Here is a 25,210-nt window from a genome sequence, read left to right on the forward strand (position 1 = left end):
GGCAGCTGCACACTTCCATGTACAGCTGCCTTATGTCTCATTTATGATTTTAAAGGGTAAAATCAAGCTAAAGTATCCTGAAATGCTTTTGGAATTTTATTGGTGGATATCGCAACATTAACATCATTTAGTCTGATACGCATGATCCTTTCAGCAGACACCTGACTCTCTTTCAAGATTTCAAGAGCTTCCTTCAGATCATCAAATAAGGGACTTAATACCGACTTTTCCTCTTCGGACACCCGGGACAGTATCTGGCTGGACCGAAGACCCTTCCAACCAAGCTTTTCGGCAAGCTGGACACGTTTTTTTTCGAGACTTCGAAAACTGTAAAGATCGGGCTGGGCCTCTTTGACAAGGACATCAAGTTTTTTGGGGTCATCATGTGAGGCGGAAACGGTCATTTCCCGCTCCAGCCTGATGAGTTTTTTCACAACGGATACCTGTCCTGTAAGTACCTTTGTGAAATCGTTAAATGTTGCAGAGTCTGTCATACTCACTCCTTAAAGGGTATATCATCCTCTGTATCCAAGCATACGTTCCGCAATTCTTGTTGAATCCACATTATATGTGCCGGACTGAACCTGTGCTTTGAGCTCCGCAACCCTGCTGGCGCTCACGCCTGATTTCATAGAAGCGGCGGTTTTTGAAGCAAGCATCGATGCGAAGCTGTCATCGCTGACAGAATTTGTTGAGAAAGATGCCTTATCAAAACTGCTCACATAAGATGCGGATGATGCGGAAGAGGATTTTGTTTTTTTGTTTACATTCTTGTCTGTATTGGTATATCCAACCTTACCAAACAGAGTAGTACGTAAATTGACGTCCATAAATTGCCTCCTTGCATAAACGCACAATTAAATCAATGAGTTCCTTCTGCTTATAATATCGACAGTAGTTTCAAAATAATAACTTATATTTAAAATTTTTTCATTAAAAAATTGTGCTTCTTGTTTTTATTTAAACATATTATCGTCCTTTGCTCAGACAATATAACATCAAGAATTGGATAACGCTATAAAAATTTTAAATTGCACATGTTAAACGGCAAATTTTCCAAAAAATATAAGTGTATTTTTACATTTTTTTCTAATAGTTCATAATCAAGAAGTCGATATAATACTATTAGGAAATTAACTATGCGATTTATGCGATCAAGATCGCTTAAAGGAGATAAATAATATGGCCAATATATTACAGGTACAGAATCCTACCATGGGTGGTCAGGGTATAGGCTCCCCCGGAGTGTATCCCCATTCGCCGCAAACCCCTCAGATACAGTCGCCGGACAGGGTGATCCCTTCTCCCCCGGGGGAAAACGGTGAACAGATAGGTCTTGAAGTAGGGGAAGGTACCATAAACTTTGAATCGAATTATACGAATTTTATTCAAAGGATGTATGAAGGCATGCAGCTCACCATGGAAATGGAACAGCTTCTGTTTACGGACGGGGTTGCATTGCAGACCATGGGAGACACAGAGATTCAGGAAGTTCTGACCCAGCTTTTCACAGAGATGGAGACTACGGAGCCGGAAGAACTGATGACTCTTATAGAATCACAGCAGCAGGCGCAGGTGAAATTTTCAGGAGAGCTCTTCGATGGATTACGGGATATCCTGAATGAAAAGATTTCACCCTCCTTTAGAGAAACGATTCTCGATTTTGTAAAAACCTATAACAATTATGCGTCGAGTGAGCATCTGCTCAATCAAATGGAGTCTCTCGGTAAAGACATCGAGAGTTTGCTCCTTCCTTCTTCAAGAGAGAGTTTTTCCAAACTGATGGAACAGTTGGACAAAAACGCAGCTCCCGGAGATATTGAAAAAAATACAGAGGTCATTAACAAAGAGATCATACCTTTTCTGTCAAAGTATGTCTCAAAAACCCATAACTATGGTGCTGTCAGGACCGCCAGTGTCCTGTTCTCACTTTATGCCGTAAAGTATGAGGCAGGAGACAAGAATGTGCTTCAGCAGCTGTTTACCAAGATGATCAAAAACGGTGACTTCCGAATGTTCTTTAAAGGAGATCCGGAGGAGGCCCTGCAAAAGGCTATGGAGAATCTGAGACCACAATCGGAGAAGGCCAAAAATTTGCCGGAGATGCTTACAAAGCTTATACAGAAGGGGACAGAAGGAAGCGCGGGATCAGAAAGTGTAGAAAAATATTATAAGGTACTGAATCATCTTTTGATGAATGAGAGTGTCTATATGCCGCTTCTTCATTTGCTGGTTCCCTTCAGATATCAGGATAAAAATGTTATGTCGGAAATGTGGATAGATCCGGATGCTGAGAGAGACAGACCTGATGCTGCAAAAAAACAGAAGCTGTTTATTAAATTCAGTATTCAGAATGTCGGCAATTTTGAGCTGATATCCATGGTGAATAACGGTAATGTCAATATGCAGATATTTGTCCCGCCGACACTTACGGAACCTCAGGAAAACATTTCCAGGAGTATCCAGGACATCATCACAAAAAACGGTCTCAGGGTAAGCACCATGGAACTTGGGGTACTCACAAGAAGTCACAGGGTGGATGAAGTATTTCCTGAGATAAAGGAAAAGGAGAAAGGTATAAATGTCGCCGTCTGAACCTATCAGAAAGAAAAAGGCAGCAGCCTTAAAATATGATCCCGATAAAAACGGAGCACCGGTAATAGTTGCTTCCGGAATGGGATACACAGCAGAAAAGATCACTGAAACGGCCATGAAGGCGGGAGTGCCTGTGTATGAGGATGATTCTCTTGCTTCACTCCTTACGCAATTAAAGCTTGGAGCCGAGATTCCTCCGGAGCTTTTCAGTGCAGTTGTAGAAATATATGTTTATTTCCTGAGATTCGCTGAAAGAGAAAACAACAAGGTAGCTGAGCCGGAACCGCCTAAGGAAGTAATGGGAGATGAAGATATCATTCAGTCGTAAAAAAATGAATAAGGAAACAGGATTAAAGGCAAAAGCAAACAGGAGCTTCCTGCGGAAACTTTTGCCGGTGCTTCTGATACTCCTTAGCCTTACCGGAATAGCTTCCTTTGCCGCCACACAGCCCATCAATACTGTGTCTGTCAAGGTTAAGTCAAAGCTTGAAGCAGGCAGGATGATCCCTGAAGAAATCAAAGTTGAGAAAACCTCTGTGGATGATAATGAGATCGCCGTATCAACCGGCGGCAATAAGTATTCTATTACAGAAGCGGAGTGGACAAGTGGGGCAGATACGAGAGCCAAGAGCGGAGAGACCCCTACCATGAGAATCACCCTTCAGGTTTCGGATATATCGAAAAACTATTTTCTTAGCAGCTACAGAAGTTCCAACGTATCCATAACCGGCGGTACCTTCGTGAATGCCACAAAAAGTAAGGATGATCTCATTATCACTCTTAAGATTGATCCCATAAAGGGAGATTATGATTCTCCGACGGATGTATTCTGGAATGATAATAAGCTGGGTGAGATAAGATGGACAAGGCCGGATAACACCTCCGGGACTTACGAACTTAAGCTTTTGAGAGATAAAAAGAATGTTACCACCGTCACAAGTTCGGGGCTTCTCTATAATTTTTATCCTTATATGACTCAGGAAGGTAAATATCAGGTAGAGATGAGAACCATAGTTACCGACAGCAAGGAAAAGAAGTATACCGGTAACAGTGAATGGGTGAGTTCTACAGAACTGGTAATCACAGACAGAGATGTGTCTGACGGAACAGGCCGGGGAGGAAGCGGCGGACAGGCAAAACCTTTATATCAGTTTGGATGGTATAAAGACAACGGCTTCTGGTATTACAGATATGTTTCGGATAACACACTCCAGGGTGCCGGTTGGGCATACATAGATAATGACTGGTATCTCTTTAATCAGTATGGACAGATGCAGACCGGTTGGCAGGAAGTTAACGGAAGAACCTATTTTCTTTTAAAGAACGGTGCTATGTATACAGGCTGGATGAAAAACGGTTCGGACTGGTACTATCTGATCCCCAGAGATGAGCTTAAAACCGGTGAGATTTACGGTCAGACAGCCAATAACGGCTGGCGTATCATCAACGGCCAATACTATTATTTCAAGAGTAATGGTGCCATGTATACAGGCTGGCTTTATGAAAACGGAAAATACTATTTCCTGAACGATATTGATAATTCACTTCTGGGAGTTATGTTCACAGGATGGATTCACAGAAACGGCAAGACCTACTATTGTGACTCTGACGGAACTATGGTTGAGGGATGGCACAGTGTGAACGGAAACTATTATTACTTCTACCCCGGAAGCGGACAGATGGCTACCAATGCTTACATTGGTGAGTATTATGTTAACAATGACGGAATCATGCAGTAAGAGAGGCACGACATGAAGGATCCATACAACAGAAACAGACCTTCATACAGAGACCGTATACGGGAACAAAGGCAGGAGGAGCTGGAAAGGCTTGAAAAGGATGCAAAAAGATCCAATAAAGCTGCAAAGCTCTTCATGCTTCTGCTTATTGTGGCATGGTTTTTGCTTACTCATACAAAAACTGCCAAAGCAGATGGCAGTATCATCGATAAGATCAAAGTAGATATAGAACAAAATTATGGAGATCCCGGTGAGATTCTGGCGCCTACCATTACCACAAGTACAAGTAATATTGATATAGGAGAGATTGATTACTCAAAGGATATCGAAAAGTGGAAACCGGGAAACAAGGTTGTTATCACTATAGATTTTCATGCGGATGAGGGTTACTACTTCGCGAAAAACTGGAACAGATCGACGGTGACTTTAAAGGGAGCCGAGTTTAACCATTGCGGAAGAGTAGATGACGGAGATACTCTGAGATTAAAGGTATACTATATGCCTTGTACCGTTCTCGACTGTACCACATCCGCAGGATGGGACTACAATTTCAAGAAGGCTGTGTGGAAAGAAGTTGATTACGCACCGGGGTACGAGGTTACCCTTTATGAAAATGACACCTCTGTTCTGACAAAAAAGGTAAGGGGCACAACATTGGATCTCTCTGAAAAGATACCCGAGTACACAAAAGATACTTACTATTATGAAGTAAAAGCCATACCCATGACATCGGATGAGAAAAAGTATCTTAAGGAGGGAGAGGCGGTTACTTCGGAAGAGGATGTTGTAAATTCCCGCACAGGAACAAAGGGTGTTACGCCTATAGGGTACAATACAACAACGAATGAAGGAACTGCGAATATATATAATGGTGCCCAGGGAAGCACCACCGGCTGGTACTATCCGGGAGGGGCCTGGTTTTACTATGATGACTATGGAAGAGCAGCCACCGGATGGAAGTATATAGGAGACAGCTGGTATTACTTTGACAATAAGGGCCAGATGATGACTGGATTCCTGGTGGACGGTGACGGAAGTACTTATTTTCTGGATCCTACCTACGGAAGGATGCACACCGGCTGGGTGTTTATAAACGGCTTCTGGTACTATTTCAACAGCAGCGGAAGGATGCAGACCGGATATCTTTATGACGGAGGCAAGGTTTACTATCTTGATGATTTTGGCCGGATGATGGCACAGCAATGATTAAATTTACAGTGTACTTAATAAAGGGGGATGTGTTATATGCCACTTATGGAGTCTATCTCAGAGATCAATAAAACCGGAAAGGGAAGACCTGAGGGAACCACCATTCTTTCGAAGGATACAAAAACCTTCAAGAATGTTCTGGATGGTGTAAAGGCTGCGGGAACAGCTGAGAAAACAGCCGAGAAAACAACCGCTAAAACGGTTTCCGGAACGGCCGGTAATCTTGACTCGATTTTCAAGAAAGCCGCCAGTACTTACGGGGTTTCTGAGAAGCTGTTAAAATCGGTTGCAAAAACAGAATCGGATTTTCAGGTAACTGCAGTATCCAAAGCAGGCGCAATGGGGATAATGCAGCTTATGCCGGCAACTGCTAAGGAACTGGGAGTCAGCGATCCCTTTGATCCGGAGCAGAATATCATGGGTGGTGCCAAACTTCTGGCAGCCAACATTAAGGAATTCGGCGGTGATCTGAAGCTTGCTTTAGCAGCCTATAATGCAGGTTCCGGAGCTGTGAGAAAATATGACGGGGTTCCTCCATATGAAGAAACCCAGAATTATGTTAAAAAGATAATGGCAGATCTGCAAAGTGATGCTGCCATAGACATCAATTCTGTACTTGGAACTGTCTCGGAGGCAGGATCCGGTTTCATAGGTGAAGGCAGCAGCGTTGATGAACTGAAATCCCTGATATCAACTCTTGGATTCGGTTCTTCACAAAACAGCGGAATGATGGGAATAAACACCATATTCTCCGGCCTTCTTAACAAAGAAATTGATGAGACGGGTACGGTAGATAAAGAGATGTTTGCGAATTTCATCGAGATACTGAGGCTTCAGATGCTCATGAATACTACGAACAGTATCGGCGACATGGATTTTGATGATGACTGATACTATAGAATAATTAGAACCGTAATGATAAGAGGTAACAGATGATACTTAAGGATTGTCACAGCGGCACCGTTAGATATGAGGATAAGGATTATAAGGTCAGAGTGGTAAGCGGAATTGACAATAAGCCTGCCCTGTATTTTAAAGACCCTAACCTTCAGGATATTCGAATGAGCAGGACAGAAGTCATTTTCAATGACAATATAAAGGGCTGCATCAAAGCAAAATGTGATGTGGTGGTTCGTAAAAATCCCGGATATCCCAGAATGAGTGAGTTCTGGATGGGAGAATGTGAAATCCTGGAGGTTGTCGAGATCATACAGAGGCAGCAGGATATAAGAGCTTCTGTGGATATAACTGTCCAGTTTACCTCGGAAAATAATGGGAAAAGCTTTTTTGGTGTCATCACCAACATAAGCGCAGGCGGTATATATATGGTTACTTCTGAGCCTTTGACCATAGGGGAGATCCTTAATTTTCACTATACCTTTAAAAATGTTGAAAGACCCTTCAGGTGTATGGTGCTTTGGGGGCAGATGGATGAGTCCGGAAGTAATGGCTATGGTTTAAGATTTATAGAGCTTAATGAAGGCGGAGAAACCGCCATCCGTGGATATGTTTTTAATGTACTCAGAGAGCAGCGTAGAAATGAGGCTGAGGAGAGCGGGGAACAATGATCGTAAACTTAGTGATGATCGTAAAAAATGAAGAACGTTGTCTGGAAAAATGTTTAAGTGCAGCTGCGCCCTTTGTGGACAATATAGTTATAGCGGACAGCGGCTCCACAGATGGCACCATCGAAATAGCTAAAAAATTCGGTGCCCATGTTTACGATTTTCCCTGGGTTAATGATTTCTCCGAAGCAAGAAACTTCGCCCTTGGTCATTCTGAAAGGGACCATGGCGGGGAGATACACCTGATTCTGGATGCAGATGAGTATCTAAAGAATGATGAAGAAAGTAATCCTAAAGCATTAAGGGATTTTATAGACATGATGTATGACCGTCAGGGTATGAGATGGCTGGGTCTTATAAAAAGAGAGGATTCGTATCCTAACGGGGATGAGATAGACAGAAGTATTACTCAGATAGCAAGGATAATTCCCGCAGGAATCAGATACAGAGGAAGCATCCATGAGCAGGTTAATGCCAAAGTAGTTAATAAGATGTCTCCACTCTATGCGGAGCATGACGGTTATCTTCAGGAGGGTAAAGGTCAGAGGAACCTTGAGTATCTGATCGAAGCTTTGAAGAAGGAACCAAACTATCCTTACTATAATTATCAGATGGCTATAACTCTTCGTAATTTAGGAAGAGAAGAGGAGAGTCTTCCCTATTTCAGGACCTTTTTCAGGTTTTCCGGCAAAAAGGAGATACGACAGGCGCCGTACTGGACTGACGGAATCATGAGATATCTTTATACTCTTTATGATATGGATACCGAGGAGAGTCTGGAGGAAGCAAACGATATCATGGGAAAGGTCCAGTACGATTTCACAAGAAATCCGGATTTTTATTTCTACTCAGGTCTTTTCTATATGAAACTGGTACTTAAGAATACTGAGAAATATCATCATTTGCTTCCGTATATAGAGAAAAGCTATCTTAAATGTCTGAGTCTTGGGGAAGTTGAGAGGCCGGAAGGGGTTATAGGAACCGGTTCCTTTAAGGCAGCCTATAATCTGGGAACCTGGTATGAGGTGTCCGGACAGAAGGAAAAGGCGCTTCACTATTATAAGCAGGCAGCAGAACAAGGGTATAAAAAGGCAGAGGAGCGCATAAAAGTTTTGTGACAAAAAAGGGGATGCTTAGATGGGTAAGATCAATGATTTTTTTGACAGGTTCAATCAAGACCATCCATTAAGTACATTTACCAGGATCCTTAATGGCAATGACAAAAGTCGTGAAGAACCTGTGGATTATCAATACAGCAATAAGCCGGTATCGCTTTACAATATTTCCGGAGAGGAGATAGTGGAGCTTACCCCGGAAGCCAGAGTGAACATAAGGAAAAATGAAGGCAGTAATCAGCTTATAGTTGAATCTGTAAATGGCCAGGGCACGAGGACCGTCATTACGACCTGCGAAGCATCTGATGATCAGGGGGATCAGAATGAAATCAATCATATGCTTAGTATTCTGGTTCAAAATATACAAAGAGCCAGAAGAAATGGTGTAGAGGGTCTCACAGTTCCCATAAATGAATATGAACTGGTAGCTTATATTCAAAATCGTCCTTCCATAGAGATCGATCTTGACCGCCTGGAGGAGGCCATAAATTTCCGTCAGCGGGATGAGGTACTTTCGGATTTCATCGGTGATCTTCACCAGAATAAAAGGGTGGATGTATATACAGCATGCAATAATATATACAATGTTGAGGCTGCCAATATTTTAAAAAACGAGTATCAGAAGTATTCCAACATCCATTTTTACGAGTTGAAGGAAAACTATAATCATATGGTTTTCTGGAATGACGAAGTTATCCTTAACAACATCAAGAGATCACCTGAGGCGGTGATCATCGGCATAGGACTTGCGGGTGAAAAGCCCATGCATGCGATATCCATACGAAATGACAGGGAGTCAAGTGTTATAAGGAAAGTATCCTTTCTTACAAATCATACAATGAATGTAAGAGAGGAGATGTTAAATGCCCAGTTTCTGAGACATGCCTCAGGTGTTGAAGAAGTGGCGAGAGCCAGGAATATGTCTGAAGAAATAAAGAATAAGATCATTCTTGAGCTTGCGGTAGCGGAAGCCAAATACAGATATGATGATGTGAGAATCCATGATTTTCTCAGAGCCATTCTTAACATTTATTATACAGAGACGAAAATGAAGCTTATAAGGGTGCCCTTCAATGACCCGAATCTCATCATGAATCTGATCCCGGAAGCTTCATCCGGACTTCTTGCGGAGATCAGAGAGGAGCAGATCATCTACTACGGTTTTGATTCCGCAGCCAGAATACTGGTGGATGAATACGGATGGATAGATATGGGTTACGGAAGAGCCGGTCACGATGCCTCAAGAGTTAGTATGAGGACATATGAAAAGCAGGCTTCGGAAACTACCATAAGGGCAAGATATATATCTGAGATGAATCAGGTTCTGGTGGCAAACGAAAGACGTTCTGCCACGGTTTCTTATAAGTATGTAAAAGACGTGGTGCTTAAATACAATGATATAGGGCTGGATGCCGATGCACAGATCGGTCTGCTTTCGGAGATTCCGTCAATTAACGATCCGGGTTACAGGGTATCCATAACTAACATCATAAAGGAAACCTTAACGAAGGAATCACCTTTCAGGCTGTTCGGTGAGATAAGAAGGCGCGCAAAGCCAAAGAAGAGCGATCCGCAGCCCGAAAACAGACTTTCCGAAAGCCCTATTGGTTATGAATGAGATTAAATTTTCATCCCGGGATAATTATAAAAATATAAATTTTTTGAAAAAACGTTTATAATTTTGAGAAAGCGTGCGATAATAAAGGTGTAAAAAAAATCATAATAAAAGGCTTGGTGCTCAGGAAGCTGAGTGCCGGTTTGGACAAGGATGTTCTTACACGGGCCGACAATAGGAGGAATTTATGGTTATACAGCACAACATTTCAGCAATCGACTCTTACAGAAACATGTCTAAGAACACAAACGCTCTGAGTAAGAACTTAGAGAAGCTGTCATCCGGTTACAGAATCAATAAGGCCGGCGACGACGCTGCAGGTCTTGCAATTTCCGAGTCAATGAGAAATAAGATCAATGCACTTGATCAGGCAGAGGCCAACGCAAACGACGCCATCGGACTTATCCAGACAGCTGAAGGTGCTCTTACAGAGACACATGCGATGCTTGAAAGAATGACAACCCTTGCAACACAGGCTGCTAACGGAACTTATGGTACAGGTGCAGATGACACTGTTGGTGACAGTACCACAGCAAGACAGAATATCCAGCTTGAGCTTAACGAGCTTAAGAGTGAGATAGACCGTATTGCAACAGCAACCGAGTATAACGGAATCAACGTCCTTACAAATACTAAGGAAAGAAAGTTCCAGATCGGTGCTTCTTCAGGAGAAGTTTTATCACTGAAGGGAGCCAATATGAAGTCATCAGCACTTGGTGGTACTAATAAGGTAAGTGGTATAAGTGCTTCGTCTGTTTCTTCAGCAAATACGGCTATTGAAACACTTAAGAATGCAGTAAATGAAGTATCAAAGTTCAGAGCTGAGCTCGGAGCAAAGCAGAACAGACTTGAGCATACCATTAATAACCTTAAGGTTAATAATGAAAACACAACGTCTGCAGAGTCCAGAATCCGCGATACTGACATGGCTAAGGAGATTTCAGCTTACACCAAGAACAATATCCTTAACCAGGCTGCACAGTCAATGCTTGCACAGGCAAATCAGTCACCTCAGGGTGTTCTTTCACTTCTCGGATAATATACTCAGATCTACAAATATTGATTATTGGAGGAAGAGCTTTTGCTCTTCCTCTTTTTATTGTGGTATCACTTAAAAGATTATGTCTTCTCTGAAGATAAGTGACCCGTGGGCGAAAAAGAAAAAACCTGCCCTACTCTATTTGCCTGGCTTATTAAGTATAAATCCTGGGCGATATAATAGTATGAAGGCAGATAGTATTTATATGATCGGAGTGTCTTAATGAAGATTTCGCAGGCAATGATAGTTAAAAATGAGGAAAAGAATATAGGAAAGGCACTGGGATGCGTCAAAGGGGTGGCATTTGAGCAGATTGTTGTTGATACAGGATCAACTGATGATACAGTCCGGATAGCTGAAGAAGCCGGAGCAACTGTTTATCGTTTTAAATGGATAGATGATTTTGCAGCAGCAAAAAATTTTGCCATAGATAAGTGCAAAGGTGACTGGATTGTATTCCTTGATGCTGATGAATATTTTGAGGATGCCTCCAATCTTTGCGAAGTAATATCAAAGGCTGAAGAAAAAAAAGAATACGTCATAGCTTCCAAGTTATTGAACCTTAATGATGAAGGAAAGGTGATCGGAACCATAACTCAGCCCAGAGTTTTTAAAAATCATGTCGGTATAAAATATGAAGGAAAGATACATGAACATCTGAAAAATGATCAGCCAACAGATATATATGATGCAACAGATGAGTTGATAATTTATCATACAGGATACAGCGAGACGGTGTATAACGAAAAAAATAAAGATAAGTTATACAAAACCATGTTGGAAAAAGCTATAGCAGAGAATCCCGGTGATTCGGATCTGTATGGATATCTCGGAGATATATATGCCAAGAACAAAAAATACGCAAAAGCTGAGGAACTGTATTTTAAATCAATAAAATATATGGACGATAAAGTCACCGAAGAGTCAGAGAGAAGAGGCGATACCCTCAGACATCTTCTTATGATCCTGGGTGAAGATAAAAAAAGAACCGGGGATATACTTAAGATTTATAACTATGCAAGAGCAATACTTCCTCATGATGCTGATTTTTCCTGTGTGGTGGCAGATCATTATTACAGGTTTAAGAAGTATAAAAAGGCTGCGGATTATTATAAAGAAGCAATCGATATATATGATAAATACGGATCGTTTCAAAGATCAGACCATGTTGAAGCATATTTTCCAAAGATATGCTCAAAAATGTTAGATTCCTACTATCAGGAAAAAGAATATACAAAGGTAGTGGAAGAGTCCGGATATTGTATCGGAAAACAAAAATATAATGCAGAGTATCTTGGTTATTTGATGTCAGCTTTTAAGGCACTAAGGCAAAACGGAAATGTTGAATTGAAAACCCAGGATGAGATTAAGATTATAAATGATTTATATGATCTTGGTACTATCAAGGATAAGGCATTTGTTTTTGTGAATTCTTATAAAACAGATGATAAAGAAGTATTTGAGCATGTCATAAGTTTATGTTCAGCGGCAGAGCTGGAGGCATTTAAACAACAGTTATTATGAAAAGTATACTCATATGTAATCTTTATAAACATTATACAATAAAGCATATAGCCGATTCATTCAAGGAAATGGGATTAAAGGTGATTGAAAAGAGCTACTTTACTCCTAAGGATATGTATCATGATGAAAAGCTTGAAGAGATGCTTAGGAAAGATTTTGGGTCTCAGAACTATGATCTTATCTTTACTGTAAATTACAGTCCCATTGTTTCCGGGGTTTGCTATAGACTGAATATTAAATATGTTTCGTGGACTTATGACACGCCTATGGATCTTTCATCAATGGAAACTATGGACAATCCGAATAATTATATTTTCATTTTTGACAGAGGAGAATACCTTAAGTATAAAAACATGGGGCTTGATAATGTCTATTATCTTCCTTTAGCGACTGGATTTACTCCTATGTCGGAAATTTTAGATAATTATGATTATGAGGTTTCTTTCCTGGGGAGTCTTTATAAGTCGACATGTCCATATATCATGGAGAAGCTGGATAATTATCATAAAGGGTATTTGGAAGGGATCATGACTTCGCAACGACTGATATATGGAAGTTACTTTGTCCTTGAGCTTCTGGAGGATCAGGAATCGGAGCTAAGAGCCATAAATGAAATGACAGGGTTTGATCTGTCTCCCGGACAGTTATCATATTCCATGGCATCTTATATGACATATATTGACAGAGTATCTCTTCTTTCTTTAATGAGCAATCGATTTAAAACGGCCCTTGTAACAGGTGCTATAGAGGATGAGAAAAAAATGATGCCGGATCTTACAGTGCTTCCTAAAATTGATTATTACACTGAGATGCCTGACTTTTTCAGAAAATCCAAGGTTAATCTGAATCCGCCTTTCAGAGCAGTGTGGTCGGCAATTCCGCAGAGGGCCCTTGATATCATGGGTTCAGGAGGTTTTTTGCTTTCAGGGTATACAGATGAGCTGTCATATTACTTTGAAAATGGTAAAAATCTGGTTCTGTATGATTCTATAGAGGATGCTGTGGAAAAGGCATCATTTTATATAAAAAATGATGCGGCAAGAGAAAATATACGTAAATCCGGAATGAAAAAAACACACGATGAATTCACGTATAAAGACAGAATATACAGTATAATAAATATTGTCGAATCGTAACCTGAATAATTTTGATAAACCTCACTAAGCTATGGTGATCAATGAACTATCCTGAATTGAATTCAGGATAGTTCATTTTTGTATTCTTCAAGAAATACTTTTCTGTAATGATTAAAATTAAGCAGGGATAAAATGTATCCGTCATCATGAAGACACCATGGAGTTGTCTGTTCGGGTACAACTATAAGATAACCGTGTCTTTTAAATTCAATACTTTGGGACATGTCATAAAAATCCCAGCCATCAAACAAATCTTCTCTCCATGGAATGTCAACACCGGTTACCATCAAAAAACCATCTATAGCGGAAACGATATGCGGGGGAGATGCAGGATTATATTGTTCTGATATATAGGGTTTATCACCTTCGGAACGAATCATAGTACATCCTACACGATCTGAACCCCACATTATAGCTGCTTTATTTAGTTTGACGGCACCCACAAGCCCTAACATGCCTATCTTTTCGTTGGACTTAAATATATTCAGAATATTAATGAGGAAGTATTTGTTTAATATAAAAACGTCCTGGTGCATGTAAATTTTATACTTTGCATCGGAGGCTTTCATGGCTTCATTATATCCGGATGCCATGGATTTTGCGTCCTTTATGGTCAGAACATCGATAGAATAACCATCCGGAATGATAAGGTTACTGATATATAAAAGACATTCTTTGGTATAATCTTCATTATTTGTGCAAATTATAAAGCAAAACTGATGTTCATTCATTTTCGCCTCCGAAAGAAGATGTCAATGATTGTAACTGAGAGATAAGTTTGTTTATCTCCTCATTTTTATGATCAACCATTCTGAGGTAATAAACAGAATATTTATATTCTTTTGACTTAATATGTTCCATGGCTAAACTTATGAAAACATAATCCTTCATAAAAACCGGAGATGTAAGATCTTCATAAATGGTCTGTAGTATAAAAGGAGTCATCTTTATCAAATGATCAAAACTTTCACGTTTATAAGCATCCGGTAAGTCGAAAGTTAAGCGCCTCAACATAAAAATAGTTTTGTTGTATTTTTTAAGCAGATCCTTCACGTTATCAGTGTCTTCCCAGAATAAATTAAAACCATTGCTGTATTCCTTTAACAAGGCATCTTTTATATAATCCAGTCTCAGCAATTCGGTAGTTATAAGTGAATGATCATGCTGCTTATCAAGATCAAAGAATTCATTCAATTTTTTTTCAAAAGAATTCAGGTCATGACATCTGATACATTCATTTATGGAAGTCTCATAATCGGATCTGTATTTTAAGATGACTTCTTTATTCTTTTCCAGTTTTTCGTATGTTTGAACTAAGTTTTCCAGTGTATCCATAACAGATTCCTTATAGTTTATTCATCATATTCTTTTAAAATCATAACAGGCTTTTTATGGTAACTGAGAATATGTGCATATGGGCTGGGATTACCCGCATAGGCATCAATGTCTTCCAGCTGATCAGAAGAAATGTGTTCTGTAAAAGTTCCCCATCCTTCATTATTGAATTCACGGGATATTCCCAGATAGTCTTCATACAGTTTTTTTCCGTCAGGGCAATCCTTTGAATTAAGGACTGATTTCATATTTTCAGAAACGCACCATATAACATTCAGTCTTCCGGAAGATTCTTTTAAAAGTGATAAAGAGGATCGTATCTTATCAAGAGATTTAGTGCCGTTTAATGCAATAGGTGCCACATCAGTGTAATATAAGATCGTCTTTTTCGTCTTACTGTGATCATTTTTATCCGAAGCATCATGTCTGTAATCTTCAACATGGATTTTTTCGTTCCAGAAAGATTCGTCCGTGTCTCCATTTGAAAATTCTACCAGGGCTCTTACATATTCTTCCTTAAGACGTTCGGTAGGTACGTATATGGTATCCGCATGAAGTAAAACGGGCATTTTGGCAATGAAATTGAGTCCAAATGCTGATTTTTGATCAGTGGGTTCAAAATCCTCCATATCGTACATAGGTACATAAATCAGTTCATCGGTGTATTTTAAAAGTTCACTGCTGTAAAATAACGGATGAACTGTCATGCCCGGATTCATATCATCATAGGGGCATTGAATATAAATACGTTTTGGCTGACGCTGACCGATATTGTATTCTTCATAGGTGGTCACAGGGATTTCATATCCCTCCGTCACATAATGGGAACGTGTGGCATCACCGTTAAGGGCTGTATCAAAATAGGAGATAGGGATAACATATACATCAGTATCCGGCTTGCTGTTTTCCATATCCCAAAAGTGAGAAAAGTTTTTCCAATACTCCGGACCCAGAGTCAAGAAGACAACTTCGGTTCTGGAATTTGGCTTTTCAATTTCGAGTTTTAATTTTTCGATCTCAGGTCGGATGTCTCCATATATATCAGGTGCAGAAGATATCAAAGCTTCGAATTTATGTATTTTTTCAGTGATCAATTTTTTTCTCAGATTTTTTTCTTCACGTATCCGTGAAGCAAGTGTCAATTCATCTTTGTCCCACTGATAATCCCAGGATTTCCATCCATACTCTTCGGTGAGTACAACTTCCTGCTTTTTATAATAGGGATATTCATGCAATCCTCCGCTGCGATTTACCTTCATGTAATCCCCATAATGGGCTTTCAAAATAGCATCATAGCATACCGGAACCTGCAGGGTAGTGCACTCATACGGAACACGCATAACCCGGTCACAATATTTTTTCTCCCAAAAACAGGAATGATGTTCCAGCCAAACGGCGGTAAGGCATACTTTTGAAGCATCAGCCCGATCTACTTCGGTCATGGCTTTATCTACAAGCCGGTATAATTGTTTACGTATAGAGCGGGAACGATCAAATTTGACATTACAGGCAGTTTCGATTGACTTGATCAATGATTTGACAGAAGCACAGGAGCTCACATCGTCTGTTATTGAATTTGCAACGTTCATATACATTTTAGCCCGTGCCTGACGTTCGTTTTCTTTGACGGTGTCTTCGTACATATAGTCAAGAACAAATATATCTATTCCGACAGAATAGGGAAATCCATGATAATAACTTAAAAAATCCTCATCAAAGCGAACACAGGTTGTATTTACCACACGTGTAAATGCATCGATCCAGTCCTCGTCCTCCCACCAGTTTAATATAGAATAATTCCCCGGAAGTTCACCCGCATGCTTAAGAAACAGTTCGTAGTCTTCCCTTAACATACATATATCCAGATCATCATCCCATGGAATATATCCGCCGTGACGAATTGCGCCTAACAGTGTGCCGCAATCTCCAAAATATTTAATGTTGTATTTAGCACACAGTGCATCAACGTCCTCAAGAATTTGAAGCTGTGCTGCCCAGCAACGTTTCATCATACTTGTGATAAAAAAGCCTTCACGTACTTCGTCTTCGAAAAAATCATCAGGAAATGTCATAAATAAAAGAGCTCCTATTCCAAAACCATTTATTTCTCTTTAGTTGGATTCAGTTAATATTTTTTCTAGATGTTGCTTAAAAACATCGTATGTAAAAAATGTTTGATAGACCTTTCTTCCAGATAATCTTAATTGGCTGAGATTATCATTATTGTCAATAATATATTTAAGAGTTTCACATAACTTTTGAGAATTACGTACTGGGACAACAAAACCGTTTTGCATATTTTTAATATACTTTGCTATCCCACATCCTTCAGTACAAACAACTATTTTGTTTTTCATGAGCCCTTCTACAGCAACTGCACTCATTGTCTCTTCCATAGAAGTTACGACAATTGAATCTACAGTATTCATCAACTTTAAAAATTCATTGTGATCCATTGTATCCATGAAGCGAGTATTGGGGAGCTTTGACGCAATTTCTTTAACTAATATGGCATATTCATTTTCATGATCATGATGGGTCTGACCAACAATGATAAATTCGGATTCACAAATATAGTTTTCGGGAAGATTGAAAATTGCATTTAACAGTATCTCCGGTGCTTTGTTCGGATCCAGAATACCAGCCCATAAGAACACAGTCTTATTGGATGTGAGTTTATAAGAAGTTCCCTGATCCTCTATGCATATATTGAATAGAGTAGAATCTAAACCCATGTATTATTTTATATGATCAGAACATATTTCGCTTACAGCAAGAATTCGCAATCCGGAAGTATTTGGAATATCAGTACAATATTTATCTTTGAACAAGTAGGAACTTTCATGTATCCACCAAAAAATTTGCCTGTTAGCACCAGACAAATACCTCACAAAGGAAACCATGGGCAGAGTATTTACAAAAATATATTTAAAGCCCCTGACCAATTCATTTACCCATTCTGCGGATTTAGCCGGTCCTATTCCGCAAATGATTGGGACATTCATTTTTATATAATCATCTATAAGATCACCCTCGGATAAAGAATAAACAATAGGCTGGTATCCGAGATCAATCAAAGCTTTAGCAAGAATATACAATTGAATAGGAGCACCGCTAAGTGTTAATTCGTGCGAGATGAGAAGAACACCCTTTACAACTTCAGTGTTTTCTGTTAAGAGTGCAGGAGGCAAATGTATCGATATATCATCTCTGTCAATTCTTTCGATATAATCTGAAATATTCATCATAATATATTCTTATTGGTTGATATTAATGGAATTGCTTTCTTTACCGGTGTATAACATTATAAGGTATATATATCTCGAAATTTACAATTTATATTCATTAACGATGTCTATTATTTCTTTAACCCGCACATCAAAGGTATGTTGTTCTTGAATCTTTTTATGTGCATTTTTGGCAATATCAACACGTTCATTTTCATTGACAAGGTAGTAATCTATCTTATCGAGTAGATCCTTTCTGTTCTCATAATAAACAAAATCTTCTCCCGGGACAAAATGGTACGCAAGATCATGCTGGAAGTTGGACATAAGGAACCCGCCGGAACCCAGAATATCATAAACTCTGAGAGGTATCGCATGCTGAATACTTCGGAGGGTGATGTTCAGATTTATCTTGCTTAATTTAAACACAAGAGGCATTTCCGTAAAATAGTCGGTAGGCCCCATATTTTCTACGCCTTTCGGAGAAAATGAGTTATTCTGTTTATAGGTATATAATTTCAAAGGATGATGAGCTCCTATAAGGGTGAGAAGTTCTTTTCGCTCAATTATTGTAATTTGTCTGTTTATTATGTAATTGGCATAAAGATATTCCAGTGTTTCTATGCTGTCAGAATAAGGGTAGATATTGCTTACTTCCTGTATTTTTTTTGTGATTTCCGGAGTGAGACATTCTTCTACAAAATTCACTCCGTCAACCTGTAACTGACTTTTTATAATTCCCTCTAAATAGCCATGAGTGTAGGGATCAAGTTTTGGAACAATTTCTTCGTAATACTGTTTTCGTTCTGTATATAGAGAACCCACAAAGGATATGTCAGCGGAATATTTCTTTTTAGCAGCCTTAGTAGGGATAATGGAATCCAATCGTTTGGTGGAGGCAGCTAGCGGAAGATATCTGACGTTTTTAATTCCTCCAACCATGAACTCCATATACTGTTTCGAGTCGAACATCAGCACTATATTACAGGGGTTCTTCATATTGTAATTGTACAGAAAGATTTCAGGGTTATCATAAATCCATGAAACGTAGATGACACCTTCTTTATTACATACCTTAGAAATGACTGGAAGAAAGTTCAAAGAAAAAACAAAGTCAGGACAATGAGTTTTCAGATCTTTTTGAAACTTCTCTTCAAAATAAGGATCATTTCGTGCTGTATCCTGGGTATATTTATAGTTATACTTAATAAGCTCCAATGGATTTCCATCGGAATCTCTGTATGCTTCAAATGCTTCAAGCATGTCTCTGTTAGCAAAGAATGTAGTTATATTAAGATGCAAAACTTTCATAATGGTCTCCCAAGAATAAAGTTTTTGGCGTTGTGCTGATTAGATAAGATTGTTTTTTGATAAGTAACTTCCCCATTTATTAATAAATTTTTCGCGGTTGATGTTATAGATATCTTCAAAATGTTTTGGGTTTTTTCCAAAACTTTTCGAACCAAAATGATAGATGTAGCTGTTATGGCAGAGTGTACATTTATAGCCTTTTTCCATAATTCTAAGACCATAATCATTGTCCTCGAAATTTCCCGGGGTAAACAATTCATCAAGCAATCCGACGGAATTAAGACATTTCCTCTTAATAAGCATGGCAAACATGATCAAAAAGATTTTTTCCTCATAAGGATTTGTATCAGGGATATTTATACCTGTCCCAAAGCGAATATACTCTTCAATAGAATTAAATTGACTACCTACAATCTGGTTATTAGAAGCATAATTTGTAACTGCTCCTGTTGCGCCTACATTCTCATCATTATATAACCCAATCCTTAACCAAAAGAGTGAATTGGGAAGCATAATTGTGTCATTGTTAAGTAAGAAGATATCATTATCCGGTTTGGCTGCATTTATACCCTGATTGCATCCGGCGGGGAATCCTTTATTCTCATTGTTTTTAATGAGAAATATATCGTCTTGTTTAGATAACCACTCAACACTTCCATCATTGGATGCATTATCAACAACGATGATTTCATAACACTGGGAAAAGCAGGTTGTCCGTATACTTTCGATACAAGCCTTTGTGTAATCCAGGGTATTATATGAAATGATCACAAATGATACTTGTCTTGCAAACTGTATCGTTGAAACATCAGTATTCTTTATAAGTTGTTCTATAAAGTTGCGATCATCATCATTACCTGTATTTATACAATGATACAAAGCATTTTCATAGGAAATGTGAGCTTGTATCATATTTTTCGTACTGTAATAATTTCCCAAAAGTAAATATAATTCATAATTGAAAGGATTGATTTTCAATCCGCCTCTGATGAACTCAAACATGGAATCATATTTACCAAAGTGTTCCATTATGGTTGCGCCAATGATACAAGTTTGCTAATCAAATTCATGATGATTTGTGTATTCAATAAATTCTTTTAGCGCTTCATCCCAATGATTATCATTTAACAATTTTAAAATAGTGTTCATATGCTATCCGCCTTGATTCCATAATATTTAATATCGTTAATAATCAGAGGATTTATAAGGGAATAGTTCAACGAAAAACATAGTTTATTATGTTAATACAGGCGCACTGTCTAAGTACAATTATAAACCTTAATTACTTATAAACTAAACAAATCCAGGCGATATTAATTATTATAATGTATGGTTGTCGTTTGCATCCTGGAATGGAGTCTATCATTACGGGGAATAGGACATATTAATGAGATACAGATTACTTGTTTAAAGGAGCTTCCTGTATGGCAAATATGAGTCTTGATGAATTTGTAGGTCTTTGTGAATCTTTGGAAAGCAACAAAGATAAGTATCTTGCTTATATTGAACATTACAAATCAAGGATGAATGAAAGCATTAAGAATCATAACCTTGAAGACTTAGATAATATTATGGATGAATATTATGATTTGAATGAAAAGCATAGTAATAATTTGTTGACTGCGGATTTCATAAAAATTAATCAGATTATAAAGGCTTTATATAATGAGAGACGTTTTGGATTCATGTTATTTTGGGACGATGTTGATGGTTTTGATAGCTTAATTGAAAAGTATTGTAAAATAGCTTTGATGTTAAGGAGGTTAGTATTTGATATTCAGATACAATTTAAAAATAATGCGCTTGATTATCTGGCAACCGTTTCTCCTTTTATTATTAAGACTGCTTATGAAGATTCAACAAATCTATTAGGTATGGAAGGAAATGTATATATTACACTTGCAAAGAACAGCCTTAAATTGTCAGATCAAGTATGATACCGTTTCACAGGTAGACGGCTTTACTGATGGAGGATTGGCATTGTATAGAAATGCTATAAATTATATTTTTAATGATCCGACTCTGTCAGCAGAAGATGCAGTAAAAAAATATCTGGATGAGACAGGAATAAAAAGCGGCAGGGATGAGTTATATAAACTATTTATAGTTGATAAGGTGTCAAGGCAGATAGAAGACATAGTGAGAAGACACTATAAGCTTTTGATCATGCATGCACTTGATGATGCCGACATTAAGGTGGATGTTTACGGAGAAGGATGGGAGGATGATGAAAACCCTTTTTCTGAAAATATACGTATACATGACAGGGTTTCCCCGATGGAGTGCCATAAGCTTATCGGAGATGCCAAGATCGACCTGAGTATCATGCCATGGTTTAAAAAGGGAAGCAGTGAGAAACCTTTCGCCGGCATGATGAATGGGGCTGTATGTGTATCTGATTCTTCGACTTATCTTGAAAAGAATTATATTGATGGAACCGATATTATGCTATTTGATCTAGATCAAGTTGAAAAGGCAGTAAAGGATATTAAGTGGTTGCTTAGTAATCCCGATCAGGCAGAAATCATTGCCAGGAATGGTTATTATCATGCTGTGGATTCAGACGGTACTGATGCTAGAATCAGACAGATGTTGGAACTTATGATGAGATGATAAAGATATAGTCAATGGGTATGAATATGATAAGACTCGATGAAGGATTTTATAAAGAAGAAATCTTATGTGGTTTTAGGGTTACTGAAAAGAGAAAAAAGTGTTGGTCAGTTCTTTTGAATATGTTGCAGGAATTTGATACTTTTGCTAAAGAGTTTTCCTTGCAATATTTTGTTGGTTTCGGAACACTTCTTGGTGCTGTCAGACACAATGGGTTTATACCATGGGATGATGATATTGATATTGTAATGAAACGTGACGAGTATATGCGTATGGAGGGATACGCTCGCGATTATTTTAATGGAAGGGAATTAAGAGGAAGAAGATTGCTATATGAGGATGCATATAACGATGAAGCAGTTATTAAATCATATTTTTCAAAGATTAGAGATCTTGGAACAACAATTGCAGAACCGTCCATGAGAAAAAATGGAGTATTTTCGGGTATTTCTATTGATATTTTTCCATTAGATGCTGTGAGTGATGGTACAAATGAATTGGCTATAAAATCGAGAATGAGAGCCGAACTGTGGTTGTGTTTTATACATGGCGTTAATTATAAAAAGATATTTAATGAATTATTTAATGGTCAAAGTATTTTGAAAGATGAGCTGTTATTTAGAATAAGTAATCTACCGATGAAAGAACGCTTCAGAATGTTTGAGGATTTTTCACTTTCAATGTGGGGAAAAAGTAATATTGTTGGTGATCTTATCGAAAATTTGAATCTAAATGGGAAACGTGATAATGATTTATCCTGGTGGCAGGAAGAAAAATATCTACCTTTTGAAAATCTGATGGTGCCAGTACCTTCCGGATGGAATAATGTATTGTCTGCAGAATATGGAGACTATAAGGAATATGTAAAGGGAGGATCGGCACATGAAAATAGCTTTTATGATCCTGATACACCTTTTAGTGAATACCAGAATGGAAATATTAAAATACCTGATGACTGGAGGGGAGAATTATAAGGTGTTTAAGTATAATCTTGATTTTTGAATTACTAGAACTGATAATATAAACAGAACTATAAATAATAGTAGACAAAATGTGTGCCAGTGAGTGAGTCTCTGGCACACTTTTTTTAAAAAAATAGTGGTTATTAGGTTTATGTAGATTTCTTAATTGTTTATACCTAGTTCTTTTAATAACGTGTCTGTTTTTATGGAATACTCATGCCATAAATAATAGTACTCTGCCTGTCCAAGCTTCAGAATATTAAGATCATTTAATGTGCATTCAGACTTATAGCTTAAAAGATTTGTACGTATGGGATATTTCATATTCCACGGTTTCTCGCTTCCGGCAAAGTGAATTACTGTAGGCGAATAAGCGGGTTTGACCGATTTAGTGTTGAAATACCACATACAAAAGTTATGTGGCATATAATAAAGGTCTTTATATTCGGGGAAACCAAATACGTTCATTTGACCTGCGAATGCAGCAGACAGGAGACCCTGGTCACCCCAGTAAACATTTTCTTCCTTGCCCAATACTCTTGATAAGGTTATCGCAAGACTGGTGTAGTCAGCTATTCCAAAGTCTAAAGTTCACATCATTTTAAGATTAATAACATAGGAGCCGGAATTCATAAGTCCTCTTACAATTCCCGGAAGTAAAGCCATGTTTGATAGATCACTTTCTAAATAAAGTGCAAGATTACCTTCCGGCGTAACTTTAAATCTTATAGGAGTTACCGTAAGAGCGTTGTCTTGAAAATCTGTATCATAATATGCAGAAGGATCTGGAGCTATAAATGTGTCACCTGCATCTATGTACATAATCCGATCAATGTCGTTCGGCAGATAACGATGAACATAACTGAACTGCGATATACCTAAGCAGATTAACGTCCGATGATGTCATTATGTTTATAGATTTTGTCATAAGGTAACACCCCTTGGAACTAACCTATCCGGTTTAATTCAGAATCCGAATATTTTTATAAAAGAAATATTCCAGCTTCATTGTTTAAATGCATTAACAGCGTTCAATATACTTGCAACTGTCTGTTTCCATGTGTATTTATCAAGCACTATAGATTTACCGTTTTTTAAAACAGTTTTTGCTTTTTCGGGATTATTTAATATTTCTTCAATGATATCGGGAATATGGTTTAGTTCCGTTAGTTCATAATAGTATATGGATTCCTGATCCTTAAAGTTTTCTTTCAAGTAAGTACTTGGATTGGTCAGAGAAACGGATTCACGAAGTAAAGTGTTGAACACTCTTTCATGAGTGCCGTCCTTAAACCATGGCATAACATTAAGATTTATTCTTGCGTCTGCCATAATATCAAGGGAATCTGCAAATGGAATACGTTCCGAGATATGATGAAAATGAGGATGATTGCACTTGGGGTAATTATTCCATCCACGACCTACTATCCAAAGATCCCTGCCGGAATTAAGAACAGAATCAATAACCTTTTCCCTATAGTACATTCTGATAAACCAGTCAGCTTCCTCGCCTGATTCCATGACAGACAATCTGGTTAGATCGTCAGCATTGTAGTCTGCATAGGACAAGATTCTGTCAACTGCTGCTGGAAGAGAAAATGAGGGATTAACTTTCATAAAATCCATTGCATCAAACAGAATCTTCTGTACTGCACCTGAATATTTCTCTCTGATGGTTCTTATATATCCTTCTGGTTTATAGTATGTGCCCGAAAACAAAATGTCATATTTTTTGTTTTCCCAAGAGGGTGGCTCATTTTCAGGAACGGAAGCCCCATGGGGAAGGAAGTAGACATTGGGGATCGTATCTGAGCAAAAACGCTTGCACCAGGTTACATGCTCCATATCACAACAGAATCGGAGGTAAGCCTTTGGCAGAGCCCGGTTATACTTTCCGAATCTGAAAGGTGGGTCTACAAATATTGAGATTACCGGGATGTTGAGCTCATTCCACAGTTCAACATAAGCAGGTCCGATTGCAGGCATCTGATCATAACCTATAGCTGCGTCAACCGGCGTCTTTGTATATTCATAGAGATTTCTGAGAGATTGTCCCGGTGTGTTATTGGCATCCCGTAAATCAAGAATGAATGTTTCATGACCTAAATTATGCAGTTCTTTATTAATTTCATCCGTAAAATAATTAAAGGATTCTATTCCTGAGTAAAACAATATGATCCTCATATAAACTCCCATAGCAAAAATGCCTTGGACTTAATAATAGT

26 protein-coding genes are annotated in these 25,210 nt (G+C 38.4%); 14 read left to right on the forward strand and 12 right to left on the reverse strand.

Annotated elements, in window-relative coordinates:
- Nucleotides 1-62: 62 nt before the first annotated feature.
- Both T357_RS0104800 and flgM read right to left on the reverse strand, forming a co-directional pair.
- A complete protein-coding gene (locus T357_RS0104800) occupies nt 63-494 on the reverse strand; it encodes a hypothetical protein (protein WP_031549308.1) in 432 nt (143 codons plus the stop codon).
- 21 nt (nt 495-515) lie between these two features.
- Nucleotides 516-830 (reverse strand): flagellar biosynthesis anti-sigma factor FlgM, encoded by a 315-nt coding sequence (gene flgM / locus T357_RS20015; RefSeq protein WP_049962277.1) that lies wholly within the window; start codon nt 828-830, stop codon nt 516-518.
- Between the two features lie 352 nt (nt 831-1,182).
- On the opposite strand from flgM, the gene T357_RS0104810 reads away from it, so the two are divergent.
- From T357_RS0104810 to T357_RS0104860, 11 genes are all read left to right on the forward strand, one after another.
- On the forward strand, nt 1,183-2,595 hold the full coding sequence (locus T357_RS0104810; RefSeq protein WP_031549312.1) for a hypothetical protein: 1,413 nt from the start codon (nt 1,183-1,185) through the stop codon (nt 2,593-2,595).
- Nucleotides 2,582-2,923: an EscU/YscU/HrcU family type III secretion system export apparatus switch protein gene (locus T357_RS0104815; RefSeq protein WP_031549314.1), complete on the forward strand. Its 342-nt coding sequence runs from the start codon at nt 2,582-2,584 to the stop codon at nt 2,921-2,923. Before T357_RS0104810 ends, T357_RS0104815 begins: the two co-directional genes overlap by 14 nt.
- Nucleotides 2,901-4,334, forward strand: coding sequence for a PspC-like choline-binding domain-containing protein (locus tag T357_RS0104820; protein ID WP_081828049.1), 1,434 nt, complete (start codon nt 2,901-2,903; stop codon nt 4,332-4,334). The genes T357_RS0104815 and T357_RS0104820 overlap by 23 nt, the downstream gene beginning before the upstream one ends.
- Before the next feature lie 12 nt (nt 4,335-4,346).
- Complete coding sequence (locus T357_RS0104825) at nt 4,347-5,540, forward strand: hypothetical protein (protein WP_049962278.1); 1,194 nt, start codon at nt 4,347-4,349, stop codon at nt 5,538-5,540.
- Between the two features lie 39 nt (nt 5,541-5,579).
- On the forward strand, nt 5,580-6,434 hold the full coding sequence (locus T357_RS0104830; protein ID WP_049962279.1) for a lytic transglycosylase domain-containing protein: 855 nt from the start codon (nt 5,580-5,582) through the stop codon (nt 6,432-6,434).
- Nucleotides 6,435-6,475: 41 nt separating this feature from the next.
- The gene (locus T357_RS0104835) at nt 6,476-7,111 is read left to right on the forward strand and encodes a PilZ domain-containing protein (protein ID WP_031549322.1); all 636 of its coding nucleotides are present in this window, start codon (nt 6,476-6,478) and stop codon (nt 7,109-7,111) included.
- Entirely contained in the window at nt 7,108-8,226 is a 1,119-nt protein-coding gene (locus T357_RS0104840) for a glycosyltransferase (protein ID WP_031549324.1), read from the forward strand. Before T357_RS0104835 ends, T357_RS0104840 begins: the two co-directional genes overlap by 4 nt.
- Nucleotides 8,227-8,245: 19 nt before the next feature.
- Nucleotides 8,246-9,841 (forward strand): hypothetical protein, encoded by a 1,596-nt coding sequence (locus tag T357_RS0104845; RefSeq protein ID WP_031549326.1) that lies wholly within the window; start codon nt 8,246-8,248, stop codon nt 9,839-9,841.
- A 184-nt stretch (nt 9,842-10,025) separates the two neighbouring features.
- Entirely contained in the window at nt 10,026-10,877 is an 852-nt protein-coding gene (locus tag T357_RS0104850) for a flagellin N-terminal helical domain-containing protein (RefSeq protein ID WP_031549328.1), read from the forward strand.
- 222 nt (nt 10,878-11,099) lie between these two features.
- Entirely contained in the window at nt 11,100-12,401 is a 1,302-nt protein-coding gene (locus tag T357_RS20020; protein ID WP_049962280.1) for a tetratricopeptide repeat-containing glycosyltransferase family 2 protein, read from the forward strand.
- The gene (locus T357_RS0104860) at nt 12,398-13,537 is read left to right on the forward strand and encodes a glycosyltransferase family protein (protein ID WP_031549333.1); all 1,140 of its coding nucleotides are present in this window, start codon (nt 12,398-12,400) and stop codon (nt 13,535-13,537) included. The genes T357_RS20020 and T357_RS0104860 overlap by 4 nt, the downstream gene beginning before the upstream one ends.
- Nucleotides 13,538-13,599: 62 nt before the next feature.
- Here T357_RS0104860 and T357_RS0104865 read toward each other — a convergent pair whose 3' ends face one another.
- The 7 genes from T357_RS0104865 to T357_RS19010 form a co-directional block, all read right to left on the reverse strand.
- Nucleotides 13,600-14,268 (reverse strand): glycosyltransferase family protein, encoded by a 669-nt coding sequence (locus T357_RS0104865; protein WP_031549334.1) that lies wholly within the window; start codon nt 14,266-14,268, stop codon nt 13,600-13,602.
- Nucleotides 14,261-14,872 (reverse strand): hypothetical protein, encoded by a 612-nt coding sequence (locus tag T357_RS0104870; protein ID WP_031549337.1) that lies wholly within the window; start codon nt 14,870-14,872, stop codon nt 14,261-14,263. Before T357_RS0104870 ends, T357_RS0104865 begins: the two co-directional genes overlap by 8 nt.
- A gap of 17 nt (nt 14,873-14,889) precedes the next feature.
- On the reverse strand, nt 14,890-16,944 hold the full coding sequence (locus T357_RS0104875) for a LicD family protein (RefSeq protein WP_031549339.1): 2,055 nt from the start codon (nt 16,942-16,944) through the stop codon (nt 14,890-14,892).
- 39 nt (nt 16,945-16,983) lie between these two features.
- The gene (locus T357_RS0104880; RefSeq protein ID WP_031549341.1) at nt 16,984-17,607 is read right to left on the reverse strand and encodes a glycosyltransferase; all 624 of its coding nucleotides are present in this window, start codon (nt 17,605-17,607) and stop codon (nt 16,984-16,986) included.
- Nucleotides 17,608-17,610: 3 nt separating this feature from the next.
- The gene (locus T357_RS0104885) at nt 17,611-18,120 is read right to left on the reverse strand and encodes a hypothetical protein (RefSeq protein ID WP_031549343.1); all 510 of its coding nucleotides are present in this window, start codon (nt 18,118-18,120) and stop codon (nt 17,611-17,613) included.
- 81 nt (nt 18,121-18,201) lie between these two features.
- Nucleotides 18,202-19,410, reverse strand: a complete 1,209-nt coding sequence (locus T357_RS0104890) for a CgeB family protein (protein WP_031549345.1) — start codon at nt 19,408-19,410, stop codon at nt 18,202-18,204.
- A gap of 39 nt (nt 19,411-19,449) precedes the next feature.
- A complete protein-coding gene (locus tag T357_RS19010) occupies nt 19,450-20,439 on the reverse strand; it encodes a glycosyltransferase family 2 protein (RefSeq protein ID WP_031549347.1) in 990 nt (329 codons plus the stop codon).
- 395 nt (nt 20,440-20,834) lie between these two features.
- On the opposite strand from T357_RS19010, the gene T357_RS0104905 reads away from it, so the two are divergent.
- From T357_RS0104905 to T357_RS0104915, 3 genes are read left to right on the forward strand one after another with little or no spacing between them, the layout of a single operon-like run.
- A complete protein-coding gene (locus tag T357_RS0104905) occupies nt 20,835-21,347 on the forward strand; it encodes a hypothetical protein (RefSeq protein WP_031549349.1) in 513 nt (170 codons plus the stop codon).
- A gap of 43 nt (nt 21,348-21,390) precedes the next feature.
- Complete coding sequence (locus tag T357_RS19015; protein WP_044916113.1) at nt 21,391-22,023, forward strand: glycosyltransferase family protein; 633 nt, start codon at nt 21,391-21,393, stop codon at nt 22,021-22,023.
- A gap of 14 nt (nt 22,024-22,037) precedes the next feature.
- Nucleotides 22,038-22,997, forward strand: a complete 960-nt coding sequence (locus T357_RS0104915) for a LicD family protein (protein WP_031549351.1) — start codon at nt 22,038-22,040, stop codon at nt 22,995-22,997.
- A gap of 150 nt (nt 22,998-23,147) precedes the next feature.
- On the opposite strand, the gene T357_RS0104920 is transcribed toward T357_RS0104915, so the two are convergent.
- The 3 genes from T357_RS0104920 to T357_RS0104930 form a co-directional block, all read right to left on the reverse strand.
- Nucleotides 23,148-23,519 carry a glycosyltransferase family protein gene (locus tag T357_RS0104920; RefSeq protein WP_031549353.1) on the reverse strand — a complete coding sequence of 124 codons (372 nt, stop codon included), beginning with the start codon at nt 23,517-23,519 and terminating at the stop codon, nt 23,148-23,150.
- Nucleotides 23,520-23,576: 57 nt separating this feature from the next.
- Nucleotides 23,577-23,807: a hypothetical protein gene (locus T357_RS0104925; protein WP_031549355.1), complete on the reverse strand. Its 231-nt coding sequence runs from the start codon at nt 23,805-23,807 to the stop codon at nt 23,577-23,579.
- A gap of 183 nt (nt 23,808-23,990) precedes the next feature.
- On the reverse strand, nt 23,991-25,169 hold the full coding sequence (locus tag T357_RS0104930) for a glycosyltransferase family protein (protein ID WP_031549357.1): 1,179 nt from the start codon (nt 25,167-25,169) through the stop codon (nt 23,991-23,993).
- Between the last annotated feature and the right edge of the window lie 41 nt (nt 25,170-25,210).

It is taken from the genome of Oribacterium sp. FC2011, from assembly GCF_000701645.1.
Lineage (GTDB): Bacteria > Bacillota > Clostridia > Lachnospirales > Lachnospiraceae > Oribacterium.

Coding starts and splice junctions, on each gene's coding strand:
- T357_RS0104885 (WP_031549343.1), bottom strand. CDS start 18,120: ATGATGAATATTTCAGATTATATCGAAAGAATTGACAGAGATGATATA.
- T357_RS0104845 (WP_031549326.1), top strand. CDS start 8,246: ATGGGTAAGATCAATGATTTTTTTGACAGGTTCAATCAAGACCATCCA.
- flgM (WP_049962277.1), bottom strand. CDS start 830: ATGGACGTCAATTTACGTACTACTCTGTTTGGTAAGGTTGGATATACC.
- T357_RS0104815 (WP_031549314.1), top strand. CDS start 2,582: ATGTCGCCGTCTGAACCTATCAGAAAGAAAAAGGCAGCAGCCTTAAAA.
- T357_RS0104870 (WP_031549337.1), bottom strand. CDS start 14,872: ATGGATACACTGGAAAACTTAGTTCAAACATACGAAAAACTGGAAAAG.
- T357_RS0104915 (WP_031549351.1), top strand. CDS start 22,038: ATGGGTATGAATATGATAAGACTCGATGAAGGATTTTATAAAGAAGAA.
- T357_RS0104880 (WP_031549341.1), bottom strand. CDS start 17,607: ATGGGTTTAGATTCTACTCTATTCAATATATGCATAGAGGATCAGGGA.
- T357_RS0104860 (WP_031549333.1), top strand. CDS start 12,398: ATGAAAAGTATACTCATATGTAATCTTTATAAACATTATACAATAAAG.
- T357_RS0104925 (WP_031549355.1), bottom strand. CDS start 23,807: ATGTACATAGATGCAGGTGACACATTTATAGCTCCAGATCCTTCTGCA.
- T357_RS0104930 (WP_031549357.1), bottom strand. CDS start 25,169: ATGAGGATCATATTGTTTTACTCAGGAATAGAATCCTTTAATTATTTT.
- T357_RS0104830 (WP_049962279.1), top strand. CDS start 5,580: ATGCCACTTATGGAGTCTATCTCAGAGATCAATAAAACCGGAAAGGGA.
- T357_RS20020 (WP_049962280.1), top strand. CDS start 11,100: ATGAAGATTTCGCAGGCAATGATAGTTAAAAATGAGGAAAAGAATATA.
- T357_RS0104825 (WP_049962278.1), top strand. CDS start 4,347: ATGAAGGATCCATACAACAGAAACAGACCTTCATACAGAGACCGTATA.
- T357_RS0104820 (WP_081828049.1), top strand. CDS start 2,901: ATGAAGATATCATTCAGTCGTAAAAAAATGAATAAGGAAACAGGATTA.
- T357_RS0104840 (WP_031549324.1), top strand. CDS start 7,108: ATGATCGTAAACTTAGTGATGATCGTAAAAAATGAAGAACGTTGTCTG.
- T357_RS0104865 (WP_031549334.1), bottom strand. CDS start 14,268: ATGAATGAACATCAGTTTTGCTTTATAATTTGCACAAATAATGAAGAT.
- T357_RS0104850 (WP_031549328.1), top strand. CDS start 10,026: ATGGTTATACAGCACAACATTTCAGCAATCGACTCTTACAGAAACATG.
- T357_RS19010 (WP_031549347.1), bottom strand. CDS start 20,439: ATGGAACACTTTGGTAAATATGATTCCATGTTTGAGTTCATCAGAGGC.
- T357_RS0104875 (WP_031549339.1), bottom strand. CDS start 16,944: ATGACATTTCCTGATGATTTTTTCGAAGACGAAGTACGTGAAGGCTTT.
- T357_RS0104905 (WP_031549349.1), top strand. CDS start 20,835: ATGGCAAATATGAGTCTTGATGAATTTGTAGGTCTTTGTGAATCTTTG.
- T357_RS0104810 (WP_031549312.1), top strand. CDS start 1,183: ATGGCCAATATATTACAGGTACAGAATCCTACCATGGGTGGTCAGGGT.
- T357_RS0104890 (WP_031549345.1), bottom strand. CDS start 19,410: ATGAAAGTTTTGCATCTTAATATAACTACATTCTTTGCTAACAGAGAC.
- T357_RS0104800 (WP_031549308.1), bottom strand. CDS start 494: ATGACAGACTCTGCAACATTTAACGATTTCACAAAGGTACTTACAGGA.
- T357_RS0104835 (WP_031549322.1), top strand. CDS start 6,476: ATGATACTTAAGGATTGTCACAGCGGCACCGTTAGATATGAGGATAAG.